We start from the raw sequence: 15,067 nt of genomic DNA, 5'->3' as shown, positions 1-15,067 counted from the left end.
CGCTCCAGGTTTGCGGGCACGGGGGGGGTGGGCGCGGGGAGGGGCGGCCGGTGCAGGACCGGCCGCCCGTCGATCAGCAGGCGGGCGCGCCCACCGGGCCGTGACCGGCCCACTCGTACCAGCTGTTCGTGCTGGTCCAGGTCTTGCGGATGAGGTCGGCACCGCTGTTGCGGGTGAACACGTCGATCCGCTGGCCGCTCATGGACACGGCGGTCGGGCTGGTGAGGATGTAGCCGCCGAAGTCGCTGGCGGGGTAGGTCGTCCAGTCCGCGCCGTTGGGGCTGTAGCGGTGGACGAAGCTGTTGTCGTGGTCGCGCAGGAAGATGTCGACGCTGTCGCCGCCGCGGGTGGAGGCGGCGGGGCGGCCGGTGAAGTTGCCGCCGCGGTCGGCCCAGCTGTACCAGCCGGCGTCCCGGGTCCACATCAACGACAGCAGGCTGCCGTCGGTGGCGCGGGCGAAGACGTTCATGCGGGTGCCGTCGGCGTTGGCCACGGCCGCCGGCGCGCCGGACGCGGTGGTGGTCGAGGCGTTCAGGCCGATGTTCGACCAGGTCGTGGTCCAGCCCTGCACGGTGTCGTAGTGCCGGTAGACGATCTTGTTCTCGCCGTTCTTGGCGAACACGTCGATCCCCGTCGCGTGCCGACTCGTCACCGCGGGCGAGGACGTGACGACGTACTCGCCCATGTCCGCCCACTGGTACCACCCGTAGGTCGACGTCCAGGTGATCTTCTTCAACCGGTTGTCGACGCCCTGCGCGAACACGTCGATCCGACCGCTCGAGTAGATCGCCGCCGGGTCGCCCTTGATCTTCGCGTTGTACGGCAACGTCGCCCAGCAGCCCCACACGCCGTCGTTCATGTTGCGGTGCTTGAGGTGGCCGTCCGAGGTGGCGGCGAAGACGTCGAGGTCGCCGTTGGCCCGGGAGATGGTCGACAGGCCGGGCAACGCGGTCGTCTGGCCGTCGTCCTCGATCACGTTGTCGTAGCGGTAGGGCAGGTAGGTGCCGCTGTAGTAGGGGTACGGGATCTTCCGGTAGACCGCCCGCGGCGGTGTCTGCTCGTAGACGTAGTACTCGCTGCGCGCGGCGTCGGCCCACTTCTCGAAGATCGCCACGTGGTTGTCGTAGCTGAGCAGGATGTCGCCCGCTTTGAGGTCGTCCTTGTCGATGCGGTGCGCCACCTGGTCCAGGCTGCGGGTGGTCAGCGACTCGCCGAGCTGCCACGCCATCGACACGAAGCCGGAGCAGTCGGTGCGGTAGCCGCCGTAGTAGTCGCTCTGGCTGTAGGGCACCGCGGCGGTCACCCACGTGCGGGCCCGGGCGATGATCTCCGACCTGGTCACGGCCGGTGTGGCGACCTCGGCGGCGACGGTCGCGCCGGACGCGTCGGTCGACGTGACCGCGGTGGTCGGCGTGCCGGGCCCGGCCCGGTAACCGGCGACCGCGGCGCGCTGCCCCTCGCCGCCGGTGGCGCCGGCGGACGGCGCGGCGGTGGCGACGCCGCCGCCGAGCACCGCCGCGGCGAGCGCCGTCGAGAGCAGCAACCGGGCCGCTCGCTGGTCGAGTCTCATCCTCGTGCCTTTCCGCCGTGGCTGGTCCGACCCCGAGCGTGGGGGTCGCGACGGTGCGGCACGTAGGTGGCAGATCGGCCATTGGCCGCCACTGGACACGCCCGTACGCTGGGGCTCCGGTTTTGGGGAGAACCCGGGGGTGGGACATGCTCGAAGGGCTGCTGTCCATGGGCGCGGGGGCGCTGTACGACTCATTGGTGCGCGGCGGGCCGATAGCGGTGGACGATCCGCGGGCCGGGAGCTCTGACATGGCCGAGCTGTTCGAGAAGGGATTCGTCCGCCGCGACTACCGCGGCGACCCGACCATCGCGCCGGTCGAGCCGGTGCGCGCGGTCGACCACGCGATCCTGGTCGCGCAGCAGCAGGTGCTCGACCAGCAGCGGGCGATCGTGGCGGCACGGCACCAGCTCGACGCGCTCCAGGCCGCCTACCGGATGGCGAACTCCTCCGGTGACACGCCCGACATCGAGGTGGTCACCGACCCGCAGCGCATCGGCCAGATCTCGTTCGAGCTGTGCCTGTCCGCGCGGGAGGAGTTCGTGACGTTCTCCACCAGGCACTTCCGCAAGGCCCCGAGCGCCCAGACGGTGATGACGCTGCCCGCCGTCGTGGCCGAGCGCGGCGTGCTGCTGCGCAACGTGTACGAGCGCGCGGTGCTGGAGTTCGAGAGCTCGCGCGACATGGTCGAGGGCAACCTCAAGGCCGGCTGGCAGATGCGGGCGGTGCCGGAGCTGCCGATGAAGATGGTGATCGCCGACCGGCACTCCGCGCTGGTGCCGCTGGACCCGACCGGCATGGAGGGCGCGCTGCTGATCCGCACGCCGACGATCATCGCCGCGCTGCGGATGCTGTTCGAGCTGGTGTGGAGCCAGGCGGTGCCGGTCGGCGCGCAGGAGACCGGCTCGCGCAACGGGCTCACGCCGACCCAGGCCAAGGTGCTGGACCTGCTGGCCACGGGCATGACCGACGGGGCAATCGCCCGGCACATGAAGATCAGCGAGCGGACCGTGCGCCGCTACGTCTCCGGGCTGCTGGAGGCCCTGCAAGCCGACAACCGGGTGGCCGCGGTGTACGCGGCCACCCGGTTGGGGTGGTTGAACTGACCGGTCACGTGCCGGGGTGCGTCCAGCCGTAGTCGTCGTCGTCGCACTCCATGTCGGGGATCGGACACGGGGTCGGCGGGTCGGTCGGGTCGCCGGTGGCCGTCACGGCGGTGCTCGCGGCGGCGACGCCGAAGGCCGCGACGCCGAACGTCGCCGCGGTGAAGACCGCGGCGAGCACGGCGGCCACGATGCGCTTGGACATGTTCTCCTCCTGGTTGTCGCTGGTCCCCCGACCGGCGATGACCGAATCCTGGCGGTCGCGGGCCGCCGGCGGCAGTGGCGGGTCCGGCCACCGTCCGCAATAGGTCAGCCGATCGGCGGTGGCCTGCTGCGGCCGTTGGCCGGAGCCGACCGCTGCGCGGAGCGCGGCGCGTCCCTAGCGTCGGGCGCACGTGCTCGACGTCGGGAGGTGATGAGTGGGATGCGAACCGGGCGCTGAGCATTCGGGGCCGGCGCTGCCGGTGCCGACCGGGTGGTGGCCCGAGCCGGACACGATCGCCTGGGTGGGACGGGCCCCCGACGACCCGGAGGACGAACCGGGGTCCGCTCCGGAGGACGAACCGGGCACCGGTCCGGACGACGGAGGTGGGTGACCGGGACGGGTGCCGGGCGTGGACCCGGGCGCTCCCCCGCCGCGGGCGCGCCCGGGTCCACGCCCGTCACCCGGCGTCCGCCCGGCGCGCGGAGGTCGCGACCAGCCTCGCCACCAGGACCGCGACGCCGCCCACCGCCGCCACCGCCAGCAGCACCGTGAAGGTCGGGTACAGGTACGGCACCTGGAGCCACGCCACGTCACGGCCCCGGTAGAGGAAGCCGACGACCCGGTGGACGGTGGCCAGGAGCAGCAGCGGCAGCACCAGCGGGACCAGGCGCGCGGGCGACCGCCGCCGGTCGGCCCACCGCCGGGACCGCAGCACTCCCCGGACCGCCAACGCCGCGACGGCCAGGGCCAGGACGAGCAGCACCGCGTCGATCACGGCGGACGGATCGCCGGCCGGCGGCACCAGCCTGCCCTCGACCAGGGCGATGAGGCGTTCACCGAGCGCCTGGGCGTCACCGTGCCGCATGCCCGTGTTGGCCATGACCGCGATGCCGTGGCCCGAGTCCGGCAGCAGCGCCTGGTAGGCCGTCGAGGTGAACAGGTCGCCACCGTGGTCGACCACCCGCGCGCCGGCCGGCGTGACGCCGACGAACCAGCCGAGGCCGTACGACCCCGACACGGCGGACGGGGTGTGCGTCTCGGCGATGCTCCGCGGCGTGGCGACCGCCGTCCCGTCCGGTCCACGGCCTTCGTCGTTCTGCGCGATCAGCCACGCCGCCAGGTCGTGGGCGGAGGTGAGCACGCCGCCGGAGCCGTTGCCGAACGCGGGCGGTTCGGGCAGCGCCACGGGCAGGCCGAGCACCTTGACGTGGCCTCGGGCGCTCGGCGGCAGGTCGCGCTCGGTGTCGGCGGTGCCGCTGTCGCGCATGCCGAGCGGCGCGAAAACGTGCCGGCGCAGGTGCTCGGCGAACGGCACGCCGGCGACGACCTCGACCAGCCGCGCGGCGACCTGGAAGTTCGGGTTGTGGTACTCCCAGCGCGTGCCGGGATCGGCGGCCGGCCGCGAGTCGCGCATCGCCGCCACGGCCTCCGCCAGGGTGTGGACGGGCGGGCCGCTGAACGACCGGTGGGTGGTGTCCGACATGCCCGAGGTCTGGTCGAGCAGCTGCCGCACGGTGATGTCGGCGGCGCGCGGGTCGGCCATGGTGAACTCGGGCAGGTGCGCCCGCACCGGGTCGTCCAGCCGGATCCGCCCGTCCTCCGCCAGCCGCACCACCGCCAACGCCGTGAACGACTTGCTCACCGACGCCGCGGCCATCACGGTGTGCGCGGTCACGGCGTCACCGTCGGGGGTGTGGCCGTAGCCGGCGGCGTGCACGACCTCGGTGCCGTGCGTGACGGCCACCGCCACGCCCGGCAGCGAGGTCTGCTCCCGGTACTGCCGCACGAGCGCGTCGACGGCGGCGGCGTCGACGGCGGGTGGCGCGGCGGTGGTCGGGCCGAGGGACGTGACGGAGAGGATCAAGGCGGCCAGGATCGAGGTGAGCACACCCGCAGTCTCGGAACGATCCGGCGCCGTGCCATCGGACCGTGGTCCGAGTTCCGCCGGGCGGCGGCCGGATACCGTGCCGGCATGGCTCAGGCGAGGCTCGGTCCGAGAGGGCGGCTGGTGGTGGACGCCGCCATCGCGGTCGTGGTGGCGATGTGGACGGTCCTGCGCGCACCGGGGGTCGACGTGCTCGCCGTCGTCTCGGGCCTGGCGCTGGGCGCTCCGCTCGCCGTCCGCCGGCTCCGACCGGCCGCCGCGCTGTGGGCCGTGCTGCCGGTGGGCGCGGCGGCCATCGTGGTCGGCACGGGCAACGAGTCGGTGCTGGCGGCCGTCGCGCTGGCGCTCTACCCGGTCGTGGTGGTCTCACCCCGGCCGGACGCCGCGGTGGCGTCGGTGGCGTGCGTGGTGGCGGCCGGGACCGCGGTGGCGACCGTGCCGGGCCTGCCGGTCGTCCCGGTGTCCGGCGACGGGGAGTCGTTCGCCACGGCACCCGCGTCGACGCTGCTGTTCAGCGCCGTGGTCGTCGTCGGGACGTGGGCGGTCGCCGCGACCGTGCGCACCCGCCGGCGGCACGACGCCGAGCTGGCCGAGTCGCGCACCGCGCGGGCGGTGGCCGAGGAGCGGCTGCGCATCGCCCGCGACATCCACGACGTGGTCGGGCACAACCTCAGCCTGATCGCGATGAGGGCGGCGGTCGCCAACCACGTGGCGGCCACGCGCCCGGAGGAGCGGGAGGCGGCCCTGCGGGGCATCGAGCAGGTGAGCCGGTCGGCCCTGGCGGACGTCCGGACGGTGCTCGGCGGGGTGCGGGAACCCTCCGCCGCACCGGCCGGCGGCATCGACCGGCTGGTGGAGGACGCGCGCTCGGCCGGTGTCGCGGTCACCGTCGAGCAGGCCGACCTGGCGAGGACGCCGGCCGCCGTGCGGGTCTCGGCCCACCGCATCGTGCAGGAGGCGCTGACGAACGTGCGGCGGCACAGCCACCCACCGCGCTGCCACGTGACCGCGGCCGTCGAACCCGGCCGGCTCGTCGTCTCCGTCGTGGACGCGGGCACGACCGCGACGACGCCCGGCGGCGAGGGGCAGGGGTTGCTCGGCATGCGCGAGCGGGTCGCGCTGCACGGCGGCGCGCTGCACGCGGGCCCGGAGCCCGGGGGCGGGTTCGCGGTCCGCGCCACGCTCCCGTTCGACACCGGGGGCCGCCATGACGGCTGAGCCGATCCGCGTGCTGCTCGCGGACGACGAGCCGATGTTCCTGGAGACCGTCCGGCTGCTGGTGGACGCCGATCCCGGGGTGGAGGTCGTCGCCGAGGCGCGCACCGGGCGACGGGCGTGCGAGCTGGCCGAGCGGCACCGGCCGGACGTGGCGGTGGTGGACGTCCGGATGCCCGACCTGGACGGCGTCGCCGCCACCCGCCGCATCACCGCGCTGCCGGACGCCCCGAAGGTGCTCATCCTCACCACGTTCGACCTCGACGGCGTCGTGCACGAGGCGTTGCGCGCCGGTGCGAGCGGGTTCCTGCTCAAGGACGTGCCGCCGGACCGCTTGCTTGACGCCATCAGGACGGTCGCGGCCGGTGAGGCGCTGCTCGCGCCGACCGTGACCCGCAGGCTCATCGCGGAGTTCGTCCGCGCGCCCACTCCGCGCCGCCCCCGGCTTTCGCTCGACCGGGTCACCCCGCGGGAACGGGAGGTGCTCGCGCTGATCACCCGCGGGCTGTCCAACGCCGAGATCGAACAGGCCCTGCACCTGAGCCGCCACACGGTGAAGACGCACATCGGGCACCTCATGGCGAAGCTGGCGGCCCGCGACCGGGCTCAGCTGGTGATCGCGGGCTACGAGGCGGGTCTCGCCGACCCGTGACGGTCAGCCCGGCGGACGACGCCCGGCCGCGACACCGGCGGCGGTCAACCCCGCGGCGGTCAGCACCAGCACACCGGCGGCGCCCGTGCCCGCCGCGAGCAACCCCGCCGCACTGGGCACGAGGACCTGGCCGAGGCGGTTCCCGGTGAGGCGCAACGACATCGCCCGCCCGCGCAGTCCCGGCGGCGTCGCCTCGGCCAGCCACGACATCGTCAGCGGCTGCCCGACACCCAGGCCGAGGCCCACCACCAGCACGACCACGCCGAGCAGCCACACCGGCATCGGGACGGCCGCCGCCGCGAGCCCCACCGCGGCCGTCGCCACGCTGCCCAGCAGCAGTCGACGCCGGCCCAGCCACGCGGCCAGCCGGCCGAGGAACAGCCGTGACGTCATCGACGCCGCCGCGCGCACCGCGAGCAGCCCACCGACGACACCGGACGGGATGCCGCGCTCGGCGCCCAGCGCGGGCAGGTAGACCAGCGTGATGTCGACCGCCGCGATGACCACGCAGCTCACCGCCAGCGTCCGCACCAGGCCGGGACGGCGCAGCAGGTCGCGCACGCCCTCCGCGGCACCGTCCACTTCGGCCGCACGGCGGTCGGCCGGCGCGCGCACCGCCACCGTGACGCCGATCAGCACGACCGTGATCACGAGCGCCACCAGGAACACGGTGTCCGTGCGCGGGATCGTCCGGTCACCGCCGAACAGCAGGATCAACCCCGGCCCGACCGCCTGCCCCAACGACGCCGCGAACGTGTAGTAGCCGAAAGCCGTGTCGTACCGCGAGGTCTCGGTCGTGTTGGCGACCAGGGCCTGCTGCGCGACCACGGAGCACAGGTGCCCGGTGCCGAGCAGCACGCTGCCCGCCAGCAGCCCCGCCACCCCGCCGGCCGCGAACGCGAACGTCGCCGCGCCCGCGCACATCAGCAGCGCGCCGGCCAGCATCACGCGGCGTTCGCCGACCCGGTCGACGGCCTGCCCGGACGGGATCGCCAGCACCAGCGGCGCCATCGCGAACCCGGCCGACAGCACGCCGAGCCACCCCGTCGGCACGCCGAGCTCCAGCGCGCGGTAGGTGGAGGTGGGCCGCAGCACGAACGTGACCAGTTGGACCAGGACGGTGTGCACCAGCAGCACCGCCACCGCCTTACCCCGCATGCGGATCGGCACCCAGGTGCGACGCGGCCCTCGCGCCGAGGCTCGCCGAGACGTGCCGGCGCATGACCTCGGCCGCCGCGTCGGCGTCGCCGGCCACGACGTGGTCCACGAGCTCCCGGTGCTCGGCGGCGGTCCGCTCCCGCTCCTCGTCCGGGCGACCGGTGGCCAGGGCGAACCGGCGGTACCGGTCGGCCTTGTCCCACAGGCCGTCCAGGGTGGCGACGAGCAGGTCGTTGTGCGACGCGCGGTAGAGCGCGGCGTGGAACCGGCGGTGCGAGACCAGGTCCTCGACGCCGGGGTCGCGGCGCAGGGGTCGCAGCCCGCGCAGGGCCGCGCGGATCTCGCGGAGGTCGGCCTCGGTGCGCCGCCGGGCGGCCAGCGCGACCGCCAGCGGGTCCAGCGAGGCGCGCAGTTCCAGCAGGTCGCGGGCTTCGTCGGCGGTCAGCTCGGTGACCCGGGCGTCGCGGTGGGCGTCGAGTTCGACCAGGCCCTCGGACTTGAGCCGGCGCAGCCCTTCGCGCAGCGGTGTCGTGCTGATGCCGATGGTGTGCGCCAGCGCGGCCTGGTTCAGCACCTGGCCGGGCGCGAACTCGCCCGACAGGATCTTCTCGCGCAACGTCGTGTACGCGAACTCGCTCTTCGTCCGGAACGGCTCGACCGGCTCAGCCACCTGAGACCTCCTCGCTTATAGGTTATAACCTACAGCGGCGGCCTGAACGTGCGAAAGCGGTGGTCGACGTGGTGCCGACCACCGCTCCCCGGCGTGGTTCAGCGGGCCTGCGGGCCCGTCCAGCCGGCCGGGACGTGCCCGACGCGCACCCGTTGCGGGTGGTCGCCGACCGGCACCGAGACCAGCTTGCGCCCGGTGGCGAAGTCGATCGCGGTCACCTGGTCGGCCCCGCTCTCGGAGATCACGCAGCTGCGGCCGTCACCGCTCACCGTGGCCCAGTAGGGCTTGGACGCGGGCACGAGGGCGCCTTCTCGCAGGGTCGCCCGGTCCACGACCACGGCGTAGTCGTCCATGGTCCCGGCGATGCACAGCTTGTCGCCTGCCGGGCTCATCGACATGCCGTGGTGGCGGGAGTCGTTGACCCAGGTGGTGCGGTCCTCGCTGGTGTTCGGGTTCTTCGGCAGCTCCTTCAGCCGCGTGACGCGGTCGGCGGCCACGTCGTACTCCAGGAAGCCGTTGAAGAACGACACCTGGAAGTACAGCTTCGACTCGTCGGGCGTGAAGGCCACGGGCCGCACCGAGTCGGACAGGTCGGAGCGGCCGAACGCGTCCAGCCGCGGGCGCATGTCGATCACCTTCACCTGCCGGAACGTCGTCGCGTCCACGACCGTGATCCGCCGGTCGCCCTTGGTGAAGTCGAGCGCCGGGTCGTCCAGCGCGGTGTTGACCTCGCCGATGGACATGTTCCACAGGTGGCGACCGTCGTCGGTGAACACGTTCTCGTGCGGCTTGTCGCCGGTCGCGAACGAGCCGACCTGGCGGCCGGTCTCGATGTCGAGCACGTGCACGGTGTTGGACGTCGAGGCGGACACCGCGACCCGCCGCCCGTCGGGCGAGACGGCCATGTGGTCGGAGCGGAAGCCCGACACCGGGAACCGCCAGTTCACCCGGCCCGTGGCCAGGTCGATCGACACCACGTCGGCGAAGCTGGGCCGTGAGGCGACCACCGCGCGGCCGTCGGGCGTGGTGTACATGTCGTCCACGAACTGGTCGTGGCCCTCGCCGGGGCCGGACCGGATGCCGAGGAAGAACGCGAGCCTGATCGGGTTGAGGTAGATCTCCCACAACCGCTCCTGGCGGTCGGGGATGATGTTCACCCGGCCGATCTTCGCGAAGTCGCCGCTCGGGGCGATCACGTCGGCCGTGCCGTCCCAGTTGTTCCCGACGAACATCACCTGGCGCAGCGCCGCGCTCTCCGGCGGGGTGGCGGGCGCGGCGGTGGCGGGCACGGCGGTGGTGGCCAGCACGCAGGTGGCCAGCGCACCGAGCAAACGCGCGCGGCGGGGGACGCGGTCGCGTGCTGTCGCCCCGGATTTCTTGTCCACGAGAGCTCCAAACCGGATGCGGGGTTGTCACATCCGTGCAGGGTTCGAGTAGTCCACGGGAGTCGCCGAACCCGTGGCCCCGCGGGTCCGGCCGGAGGTGTTACCGTTCAGTAGGTAATGGATACCGGCTCGCGGCGCGCCCGCGGTAGGGGCCGGTGCCCAACGAGCCGCCCGCTCGTTATGCCACTGCCACAACGTCGCGGCGGGAGGTGGGCCGGTGCCGGCAGCGCGCGACCGCGGTCGCCTGCTCGGGCAGGTGCTCCGGGGGATGGCGACCGATCGCGGCGTCGTGGAGGAGCTGGTCCGGGCCGCGCGCGACCAGTCGCCGGAGGTGGCCCGGCTGCCGGAGGCGGAGAACCGCCGCCACGTCGAGGTCCTGCTGGCGACCGGGCTCGACTTCTTCGAGCGGTCCGACGAGCCGGAGGCGCAGGACTTCGAGGCCGCCGAGGCGCTGGGCGCGGACCGCGCGGCGCAGGGCATCTCGATCGACGGCCTGCTGCGCGGTGTCCAGGCGGGCCGCACCAGGGCGATGAAGATCGCCATCGCGCGCAGCCGTGACGCTGGCGTGCCCGACGAGGTGCTGCTGGAGGGGATGGTCGACCTCGACCGCTACACCGGGGCGCTGGAGCGGCACGTGATCAACGGCTACCACACGGCGGAGCTGGAGCTGTCGCGCACCAACCGCGACGCCAACACCCACCTGCTGCGGCGGTTGCTCCTGCACGGTGACGGCGGGCCGCCGGAACGGGCCGAGCTGCGGCGCGCGGGGCTGTCGTCCGACGGGCGCTACCACTGCCTGGTGTCCGACGTGACGCAGCCGGGCGAGGCGCGGGCGTTGGAGCAACGCCTGCTGGCGTGCGGCGGCGTGTACGGGTTGGTCGAGGGGCGGCTGACCGGGCTGTCCGCCCGCCGACCGACGGCCGCCGACCTCGCGCCGGACGTGCTGCTGGTGGTGGCGCCCGCGACCGGGCCGGCGACCATGCGCGACGTGCACCCGTTGTGCGTGGCGGGCCTGCGGATCGCCGGGCGGGCGGGGCTGCGCGGCGTGCACGACCTCACCGACCTGGCGGGCGAGGTGGCCCTGGCCGCGCAACCGGTGCTCGCCGACCTGCTGCGCGGCACGCTGGTGGGCTTGGACCACGCCGACGACTTCCACCGCGAACTGGTCGGCACCGCCCTGGTCTACCTCGACCACGGTCAACGCCTGGGTCACGCCGCCGCCGCGCTGCACGTGCACCCCAACACGGTCCGGTACCGGCTCGACCGGCTGGCCGAGATCACCGGCACGCCGTGGGACGACAGCGCGGCGGTCGACCCGTCGAGCGTGCTGGCCACCCTGCGCCACTGGTGGGCGCTGCGGACCTGGCTCGACCACCGGCCACCGCACCGCTCCTGACCGACTCGTATCGCTGATAACAACAATCTGCTGGCACCGATCTGCCGTTGTGTTATCGTTGCTAACATGGACCACAGATCAGCGATCCTGGCGGCGGCCATCGAGCTGCTGGAGACCTCGCCGACCGGCGACATCTCCACGCGGGCCGTCGGGGAGCGGGCCGGCGTGCAGCAGCCGGTGATCTACCGCCTCTTCGGCGACAAGGACAGCCTGCTGGCCGCCGTCGTCGACCACGGGTTCGCGCAGTACCTGGCGGCCAAGCGCGCCGCGACGCCGACCGACGACCCGGTGGCCGACCTGCGGCGCGGCTGGGACGGGCACACGCGTTTCGCCCTGGACCACCCGAACGTCTACCGCCTGATGTACACACCGAGGCTGTCCTCGCCACCGCAGGCCGTCCGCGAGGCGCGCGAGCTGCTGCGGGGCGTGCTGGAACGAGTCGCCCGATCCGGCCGCCTGGCGGTCGAACCGGACCACGCCGCCGACATCGTGATGGCCGCCAACACCGGCGTCGCCCTGTCCCTGCTCAACCGCCCCGAACCCGACCGCGACCCGACCCTCTCGGTCCGCATCCGGGACATCGTCCTGCCCGGCATCCTCACCCCCGATCCCGACACCACCCCCACCTCCCCCGCGCCAACCGTGGCCCAGGCCGCCACCACCTTGAGCGCCCTGCTCCGCTCCCACCGCCCGGAGTCGTTCAGCCCGGCCGAATTCGCCCTCCTGACCGAATGGCTGACCCACCTGGCCACCTCCCCCCAACCCTGACCAACCCCACCAACGCCTCCCCGCCCGCACCGGAATTCCGGCGCATAGCGCATACCGCGGGCCCACAGAGCCAAGGGCGCGTCTGACCGCCGCTCCCTGCATCGCGCAGCCACACCGCTGCACCCGCCACCTCGACTGCGGCGCGCTCTGGCTTCAGCCACGGCCCTCCCGTGTTCGCGCTCGCCATACCGGCACCGACGCGCCCCGGCACTCCGTGCGCCGTACCGACCCAGCTGCGGGGCCTCGCGTATTCACGCATCCGAAAGGAATTCTCATGACCGACACCACCACCACCCGCGTCGCCCTTGTCACCGGCGGCAGCGGGGGGATCGGGCGGGCCGTGGCCGAGCGCCTGGTCGACGACGGGTTCGCGGTCGGTGTGCACTACGCCGGCAACAAGGACAAGGCCGACGCGGTCGTCACCGCCATCACCGCACGCGGTGGGCAGGCGCTGGCCGTGGGCGGTGATGTCGCCGAGGAGCGGGACATGAGCGCCGCCTTCGACGCGGTGGAAGGGGCGTTCGGCGGCATCGACGTCGTCGTGAACACCGCCGGGATCATGATCCTCTCGCCCATCGCCGAGCTGGACCTCGACGACCTGGATCGCATGCACCGCACCAACGTCCGCGGCACGTTCGTCGTCTCCCAGCAGGCCGCGCGCCGCCTCCGCCGCGGTGGTGCGATCGTCAACTTCTCCACGTCGGTCACCCGCACCCAGCTACCCGCCTACGGCGCTTACGTCGCCGGCAAGGCCGCAGTCGAGGCCATCACGCTGATCCTGGCCCGAGAGCTGCGCGGCAAGGACATCACCGTCAACGCGGTCGCGCCCGGTCCGACCGCCACCCCGTTGTTCCTCCAAGGCAAGGACGACACCGCGATCGCCGCGTTCGCCAAGGCCGCCCCGCTGGAACGCCTCGGTCAGCCGGAGGACATCGCCGAGGCCGTCGCGTTCCTCGCCGGCCCGGCCCGCTGGGTCAACGGCCAGGTGCTCTTCGCCAACGGCGGCCTCGTCTGACCCGACCGTCCACTTCGCACACCGCCCCCGACGCCCGACACGCGCCGCCGCGGCGAAAGGCGGCCGTGGGCTCGCGGGCGGTCGGCTGCGCGGCTGATCGCGTCCGCCCGGATGTCCCCTCACCCGCCTCGGCCTGGCCGACCCGATTCCGGTCCGACCCTGAAAGGGCGTGCCGGCTGCGAGCGCAGACCTCAGGCGGACGTGGTCAGCCGGGACGCCACGATGTCGCGCAGCGGCACGGTCGGTCGTCCGACCAGGCCGGCCAGGGTGGGGTCGACCCGCGAGAACTCGCCCCGGCGGCTCGCCGCGAACATCCCGACCAGCAGGTCGGCGACGGGTCCGGGCAGGCCGCGGGCGACGAGCCGGTCCCGGTACTCCTCGTCCGACACGACGACGCGGCGGATCGCCCGGCCCGTCACCTGAGAGGCCATCGCCGCGATCCCCGCCAGGTCGACCGCCTCCGCGCCGGTGAGGGCGGGCGTCGGCCCGTCGAGGACCTCCTCGGTCAACGCGACGACCGCCGCCTCGGCCAGGTCGTCGTGGGACGTCCAGGACACCGGTCCGTCCTCCGGCGCGGCCAACTCCCCCGTCTCCAGCACCCCCTCCAGGAACATCAGCGCCGACGACGCGTAGAAGCCGTTGCGCAACGACGTGAAGGCGACGCCCGACTCCCGCAACACCACCTCGGTAGCGGCGTGGTCCACCATCGGCGCGAAGTGCGACAACGGGTTCGCGCCCATGTGGCTGGTGTAGACGACGCGCTCGACGCCGACCTCCACGGCCGCGGCGATGGCCGTCCCGTGCAGGCGCACCGCACCCGCGCCGTGCGAGTCCACCGACACGACCAGCACCCGTGACGCGCCCTCGAACGCGTGCACCAGGCCGGCCGCGTCAGCGAAGTCGCCCTGCCTGACCCGCACACCCCGCTCCCGCAGCCCCTCCGCGCACCCGGGGTCGCGGACGCACACCCCGATCCGCTCCGGCCCGATCCGGTCGAGCAGCCGTTCCACGACCGCCCGACCGAGCTTCCCGTTGGCACCGCTCACGATGATCACGGGTCAACCCTGTCCGCGACCCCGCCGAACCGGAAGGATCGGCGACCACCGGGTTGTTACCCTGAGGGACATACCGAACGGAGGTGGGGCGCGTGGAGTCGCGACCGCTGCGCTACTTCGTCGCCGTCGCCGAGGAGCTCAACTTCGCCCGCGCCGCCGAGCGGCTGGGCATCTCGTCCCCTCCCCTGTCCCGCGCGATCCGCAAGCTCGAAGCGGAACTGGGCGTCACGCTGTTCGAGCGGACCACGCACGCCGTCGCGCTGACCCCCGCCGGGACCGTGCTCCTCGACCAGGCGCGGATCGCGTTGGACGCCCTGGAGGCGGCCGGGCGGCGGGCGCGCCGCGCCGCGGAGCCGAAGCTCGTCCTGGCGGTCAAGGCCGACAGCGACGCGGGGCTGCTGGAGACCATCCTCGCCGGGTACGCGGCCGACCCCGCCTCGTCCCTGCCGGTCGCGGTCCGCCTGTGCGGCTGGGGCGAGCAACCCCTGCTCCTGCGCCGGGGCGACGCCGACGCGGCCCTGATCCACGAGCCGTTCGACCGCACCGGCCTGGACGCCGAGACCGTGGTGGTCGAGCGCCGCGTCGCCGCCGTCCCGATCGGCCACCCGCTGGCCACCCGCGACCGCGTCGACCTCGCCGAGCTGGGGCTGCCCGTCGACGGCCCGACGCGGCACGACCAGCTGCACCGCTACCTCGACGGGCTCGCCGAGCGGCACGAGGTCCGCGACCTGTCCCAACTGCTCAAGCTGGTGGAACTGGGCGAGCTGGTCACCCTGCTGCCCGCGTCCGTCGCGGCCCGCTACCCGCGACCGGGCCTCGCCTACCTCGACGTCCCGGACGCACCTCCCTCCACGCTGGTGATCGCCTGGCCGCAGCAGTCCCGGTCCCGGGCGACCGCCGCCCTCGTCCGCGCCGCGACGGCGGCGGAACGCCCGGAACCGAACGGGGGTCCCGACCGACCACTGGGGTGAAGGCAATCCCGGGGAGGTCGCA

Annotated in this window: 14 protein-coding genes; 7 read left to right on the top strand and 7 right to left on the bottom strand. The window is 73.7% G+C overall.

Translation table 11 applies throughout. The features are described from left to right. Positions 1 to 73: 73 nt before the first annotated feature. Complete coding sequence (locus tag ACIQMJ_RS36765; protein WP_499765629.1) at positions 74 to 1,570, bottom strand: DUF8189 domain-containing protein; 1,497 nt, start codon at positions 1,568 to 1,570, stop codon at positions 74 to 76. A gap of 146 nt (positions 1,571 to 1,716) precedes the next feature. Here ACIQMJ_RS36765 and ACIQMJ_RS36760 point away from each other — a divergent pair, with 146 nt between their 5' ends. Next, complete coding sequence (locus tag ACIQMJ_RS36760) at positions 1,717 to 2,673, top strand: LuxR C-terminal-related transcriptional regulator (protein WP_499765628.1); 957 nt, start codon at positions 1,717 to 1,719, stop codon at positions 2,671 to 2,673. 4 nt (positions 2,674 to 2,677) lie between these two features. Here the strand turns inward: ACIQMJ_RS36760 and ACIQMJ_RS36755 are convergent, their stop codons facing one another. Next, entirely contained in the window at positions 2,678 to 2,875 is a 198-nt protein-coding gene (locus tag ACIQMJ_RS36755; RefSeq protein WP_499765627.1) for a hypothetical protein, read from the bottom strand. A gap of 457 nt (positions 2,876 to 3,332) precedes the next feature. Further along, the gene (locus ACIQMJ_RS36750) at positions 3,333 to 4,763 is read right to left on the bottom strand and encodes a serine hydrolase domain-containing protein (RefSeq protein ID WP_499765626.1); all 1,431 of its coding nucleotides are present in this window, start codon (positions 4,761 to 4,763) and stop codon (positions 3,333 to 3,335) included. An 84-nt stretch (positions 4,764 to 4,847) separates the two neighbouring features. Between ACIQMJ_RS36750 and ACIQMJ_RS36745 the strand changes: the two genes are divergently transcribed. Both ACIQMJ_RS36745 and ACIQMJ_RS36740 read left to right on the top strand, forming a co-directional pair. Further along, on the top strand, positions 4,848 to 5,978 hold the full coding sequence (locus ACIQMJ_RS36745) for a sensor histidine kinase (protein WP_499765625.1): 1,131 nt from the start codon (positions 4,848 to 4,850) through the stop codon (positions 5,976 to 5,978). Then, a complete protein-coding gene (locus ACIQMJ_RS36740) occupies positions 5,968 to 6,627 on the top strand; it encodes a response regulator (protein WP_499765624.1) in 660 nt (219 codons plus the stop codon). Before ACIQMJ_RS36745 ends, ACIQMJ_RS36740 begins: the two co-directional genes overlap by 11 nt. Positions 6,628 to 6,630: 3 nt before the next feature. On the opposite strand, the gene ACIQMJ_RS36735 is transcribed toward ACIQMJ_RS36740, so the two are convergent. From ACIQMJ_RS36735 to ACIQMJ_RS36725, 3 genes are all read right to left on the bottom strand, one after another. Continuing rightward, on the bottom strand, positions 6,631 to 7,785 hold the full coding sequence (locus ACIQMJ_RS36735; protein ID WP_499765623.1) for an MFS transporter: 1,155 nt from the start codon (positions 7,783 to 7,785) through the stop codon (positions 6,631 to 6,633). Continuing rightward, positions 7,775 to 8,455, bottom strand: a complete 681-nt coding sequence (locus tag ACIQMJ_RS36730; protein ID WP_499765622.1) for a GntR family transcriptional regulator — start codon at positions 8,453 to 8,455, stop codon at positions 7,775 to 7,777. Before ACIQMJ_RS36730 ends, ACIQMJ_RS36735 begins: the two co-directional genes overlap by 11 nt. Positions 8,456 to 8,553: 98 nt before the next feature. Then, positions 8,554 to 9,786: a YncE family protein gene (locus tag ACIQMJ_RS36725; RefSeq protein WP_499765646.1), complete on the bottom strand. Its 1,233-nt coding sequence runs from the start codon at positions 9,784 to 9,786 to the stop codon at positions 8,554 to 8,556. A 271-nt stretch (positions 9,787 to 10,057) separates the two neighbouring features. Here ACIQMJ_RS36725 and ACIQMJ_RS36720 point away from each other — a divergent pair, with 271 nt between their 5' ends. The 3 genes from ACIQMJ_RS36720 to ACIQMJ_RS36710 all read left to right on the top strand — a co-directional run bounded on the left by ACIQMJ_RS36720 (position 10,058) and on the right by ACIQMJ_RS36710 (position 13,019). Further along, positions 10,058 to 11,236: an RsbRD N-terminal domain-containing protein gene (locus ACIQMJ_RS36720; protein WP_499765621.1), complete on the top strand. Its 1,179-nt coding sequence runs from the start codon at positions 10,058 to 10,060 to the stop codon at positions 11,234 to 11,236. Between the two features lie 66 nt (positions 11,237 to 11,302). After that, positions 11,303 to 12,004 carry a TetR/AcrR family transcriptional regulator gene (locus tag ACIQMJ_RS36715; protein ID WP_499765620.1) on the top strand — a complete coding sequence of 234 codons (702 nt, stop codon included), beginning with the start codon at positions 11,303 to 11,305 and terminating at the stop codon, positions 12,002 to 12,004. 274 nt (positions 12,005 to 12,278) lie between these two features. After that, entirely contained in the window at positions 12,279 to 13,019 is a 741-nt protein-coding gene (locus tag ACIQMJ_RS36710; RefSeq protein ID WP_499765619.1) for an SDR family oxidoreductase, read from the top strand. Between the two features lie 191 nt (positions 13,020 to 13,210). Here ACIQMJ_RS36710 and ACIQMJ_RS36705 read toward each other — a convergent pair whose 3' ends face one another. Then, positions 13,211 to 14,074 (bottom strand): SDR family oxidoreductase, encoded by an 864-nt coding sequence (locus ACIQMJ_RS36705; protein WP_499765618.1) that lies wholly within the window; start codon positions 14,072 to 14,074, stop codon positions 13,211 to 13,213. Between the two features lie 92 nt (positions 14,075 to 14,166). Between ACIQMJ_RS36705 and ACIQMJ_RS36700 the strand changes: the two genes are divergently transcribed. Then, positions 14,167 to 15,045, top strand: a complete 879-nt coding sequence (locus tag ACIQMJ_RS36700; protein WP_499765617.1) for a LysR family transcriptional regulator — start codon at positions 14,167 to 14,169, stop codon at positions 15,043 to 15,045. Positions 15,046 to 15,067: the final 22 nt, after the last annotated feature.

Source organism: Actinosynnema sp. NPDC091369 (assembly GCF_044757065.1).
Classification (GTDB): domain Bacteria; phylum Actinomycetota; class Actinomycetes; order Mycobacteriales; family Pseudonocardiaceae; genus Actinosynnema.
Note: the sequence above shows the minus strand (reverse complement) of the source record. Positions and strands in the feature narration are given on the sequence as shown.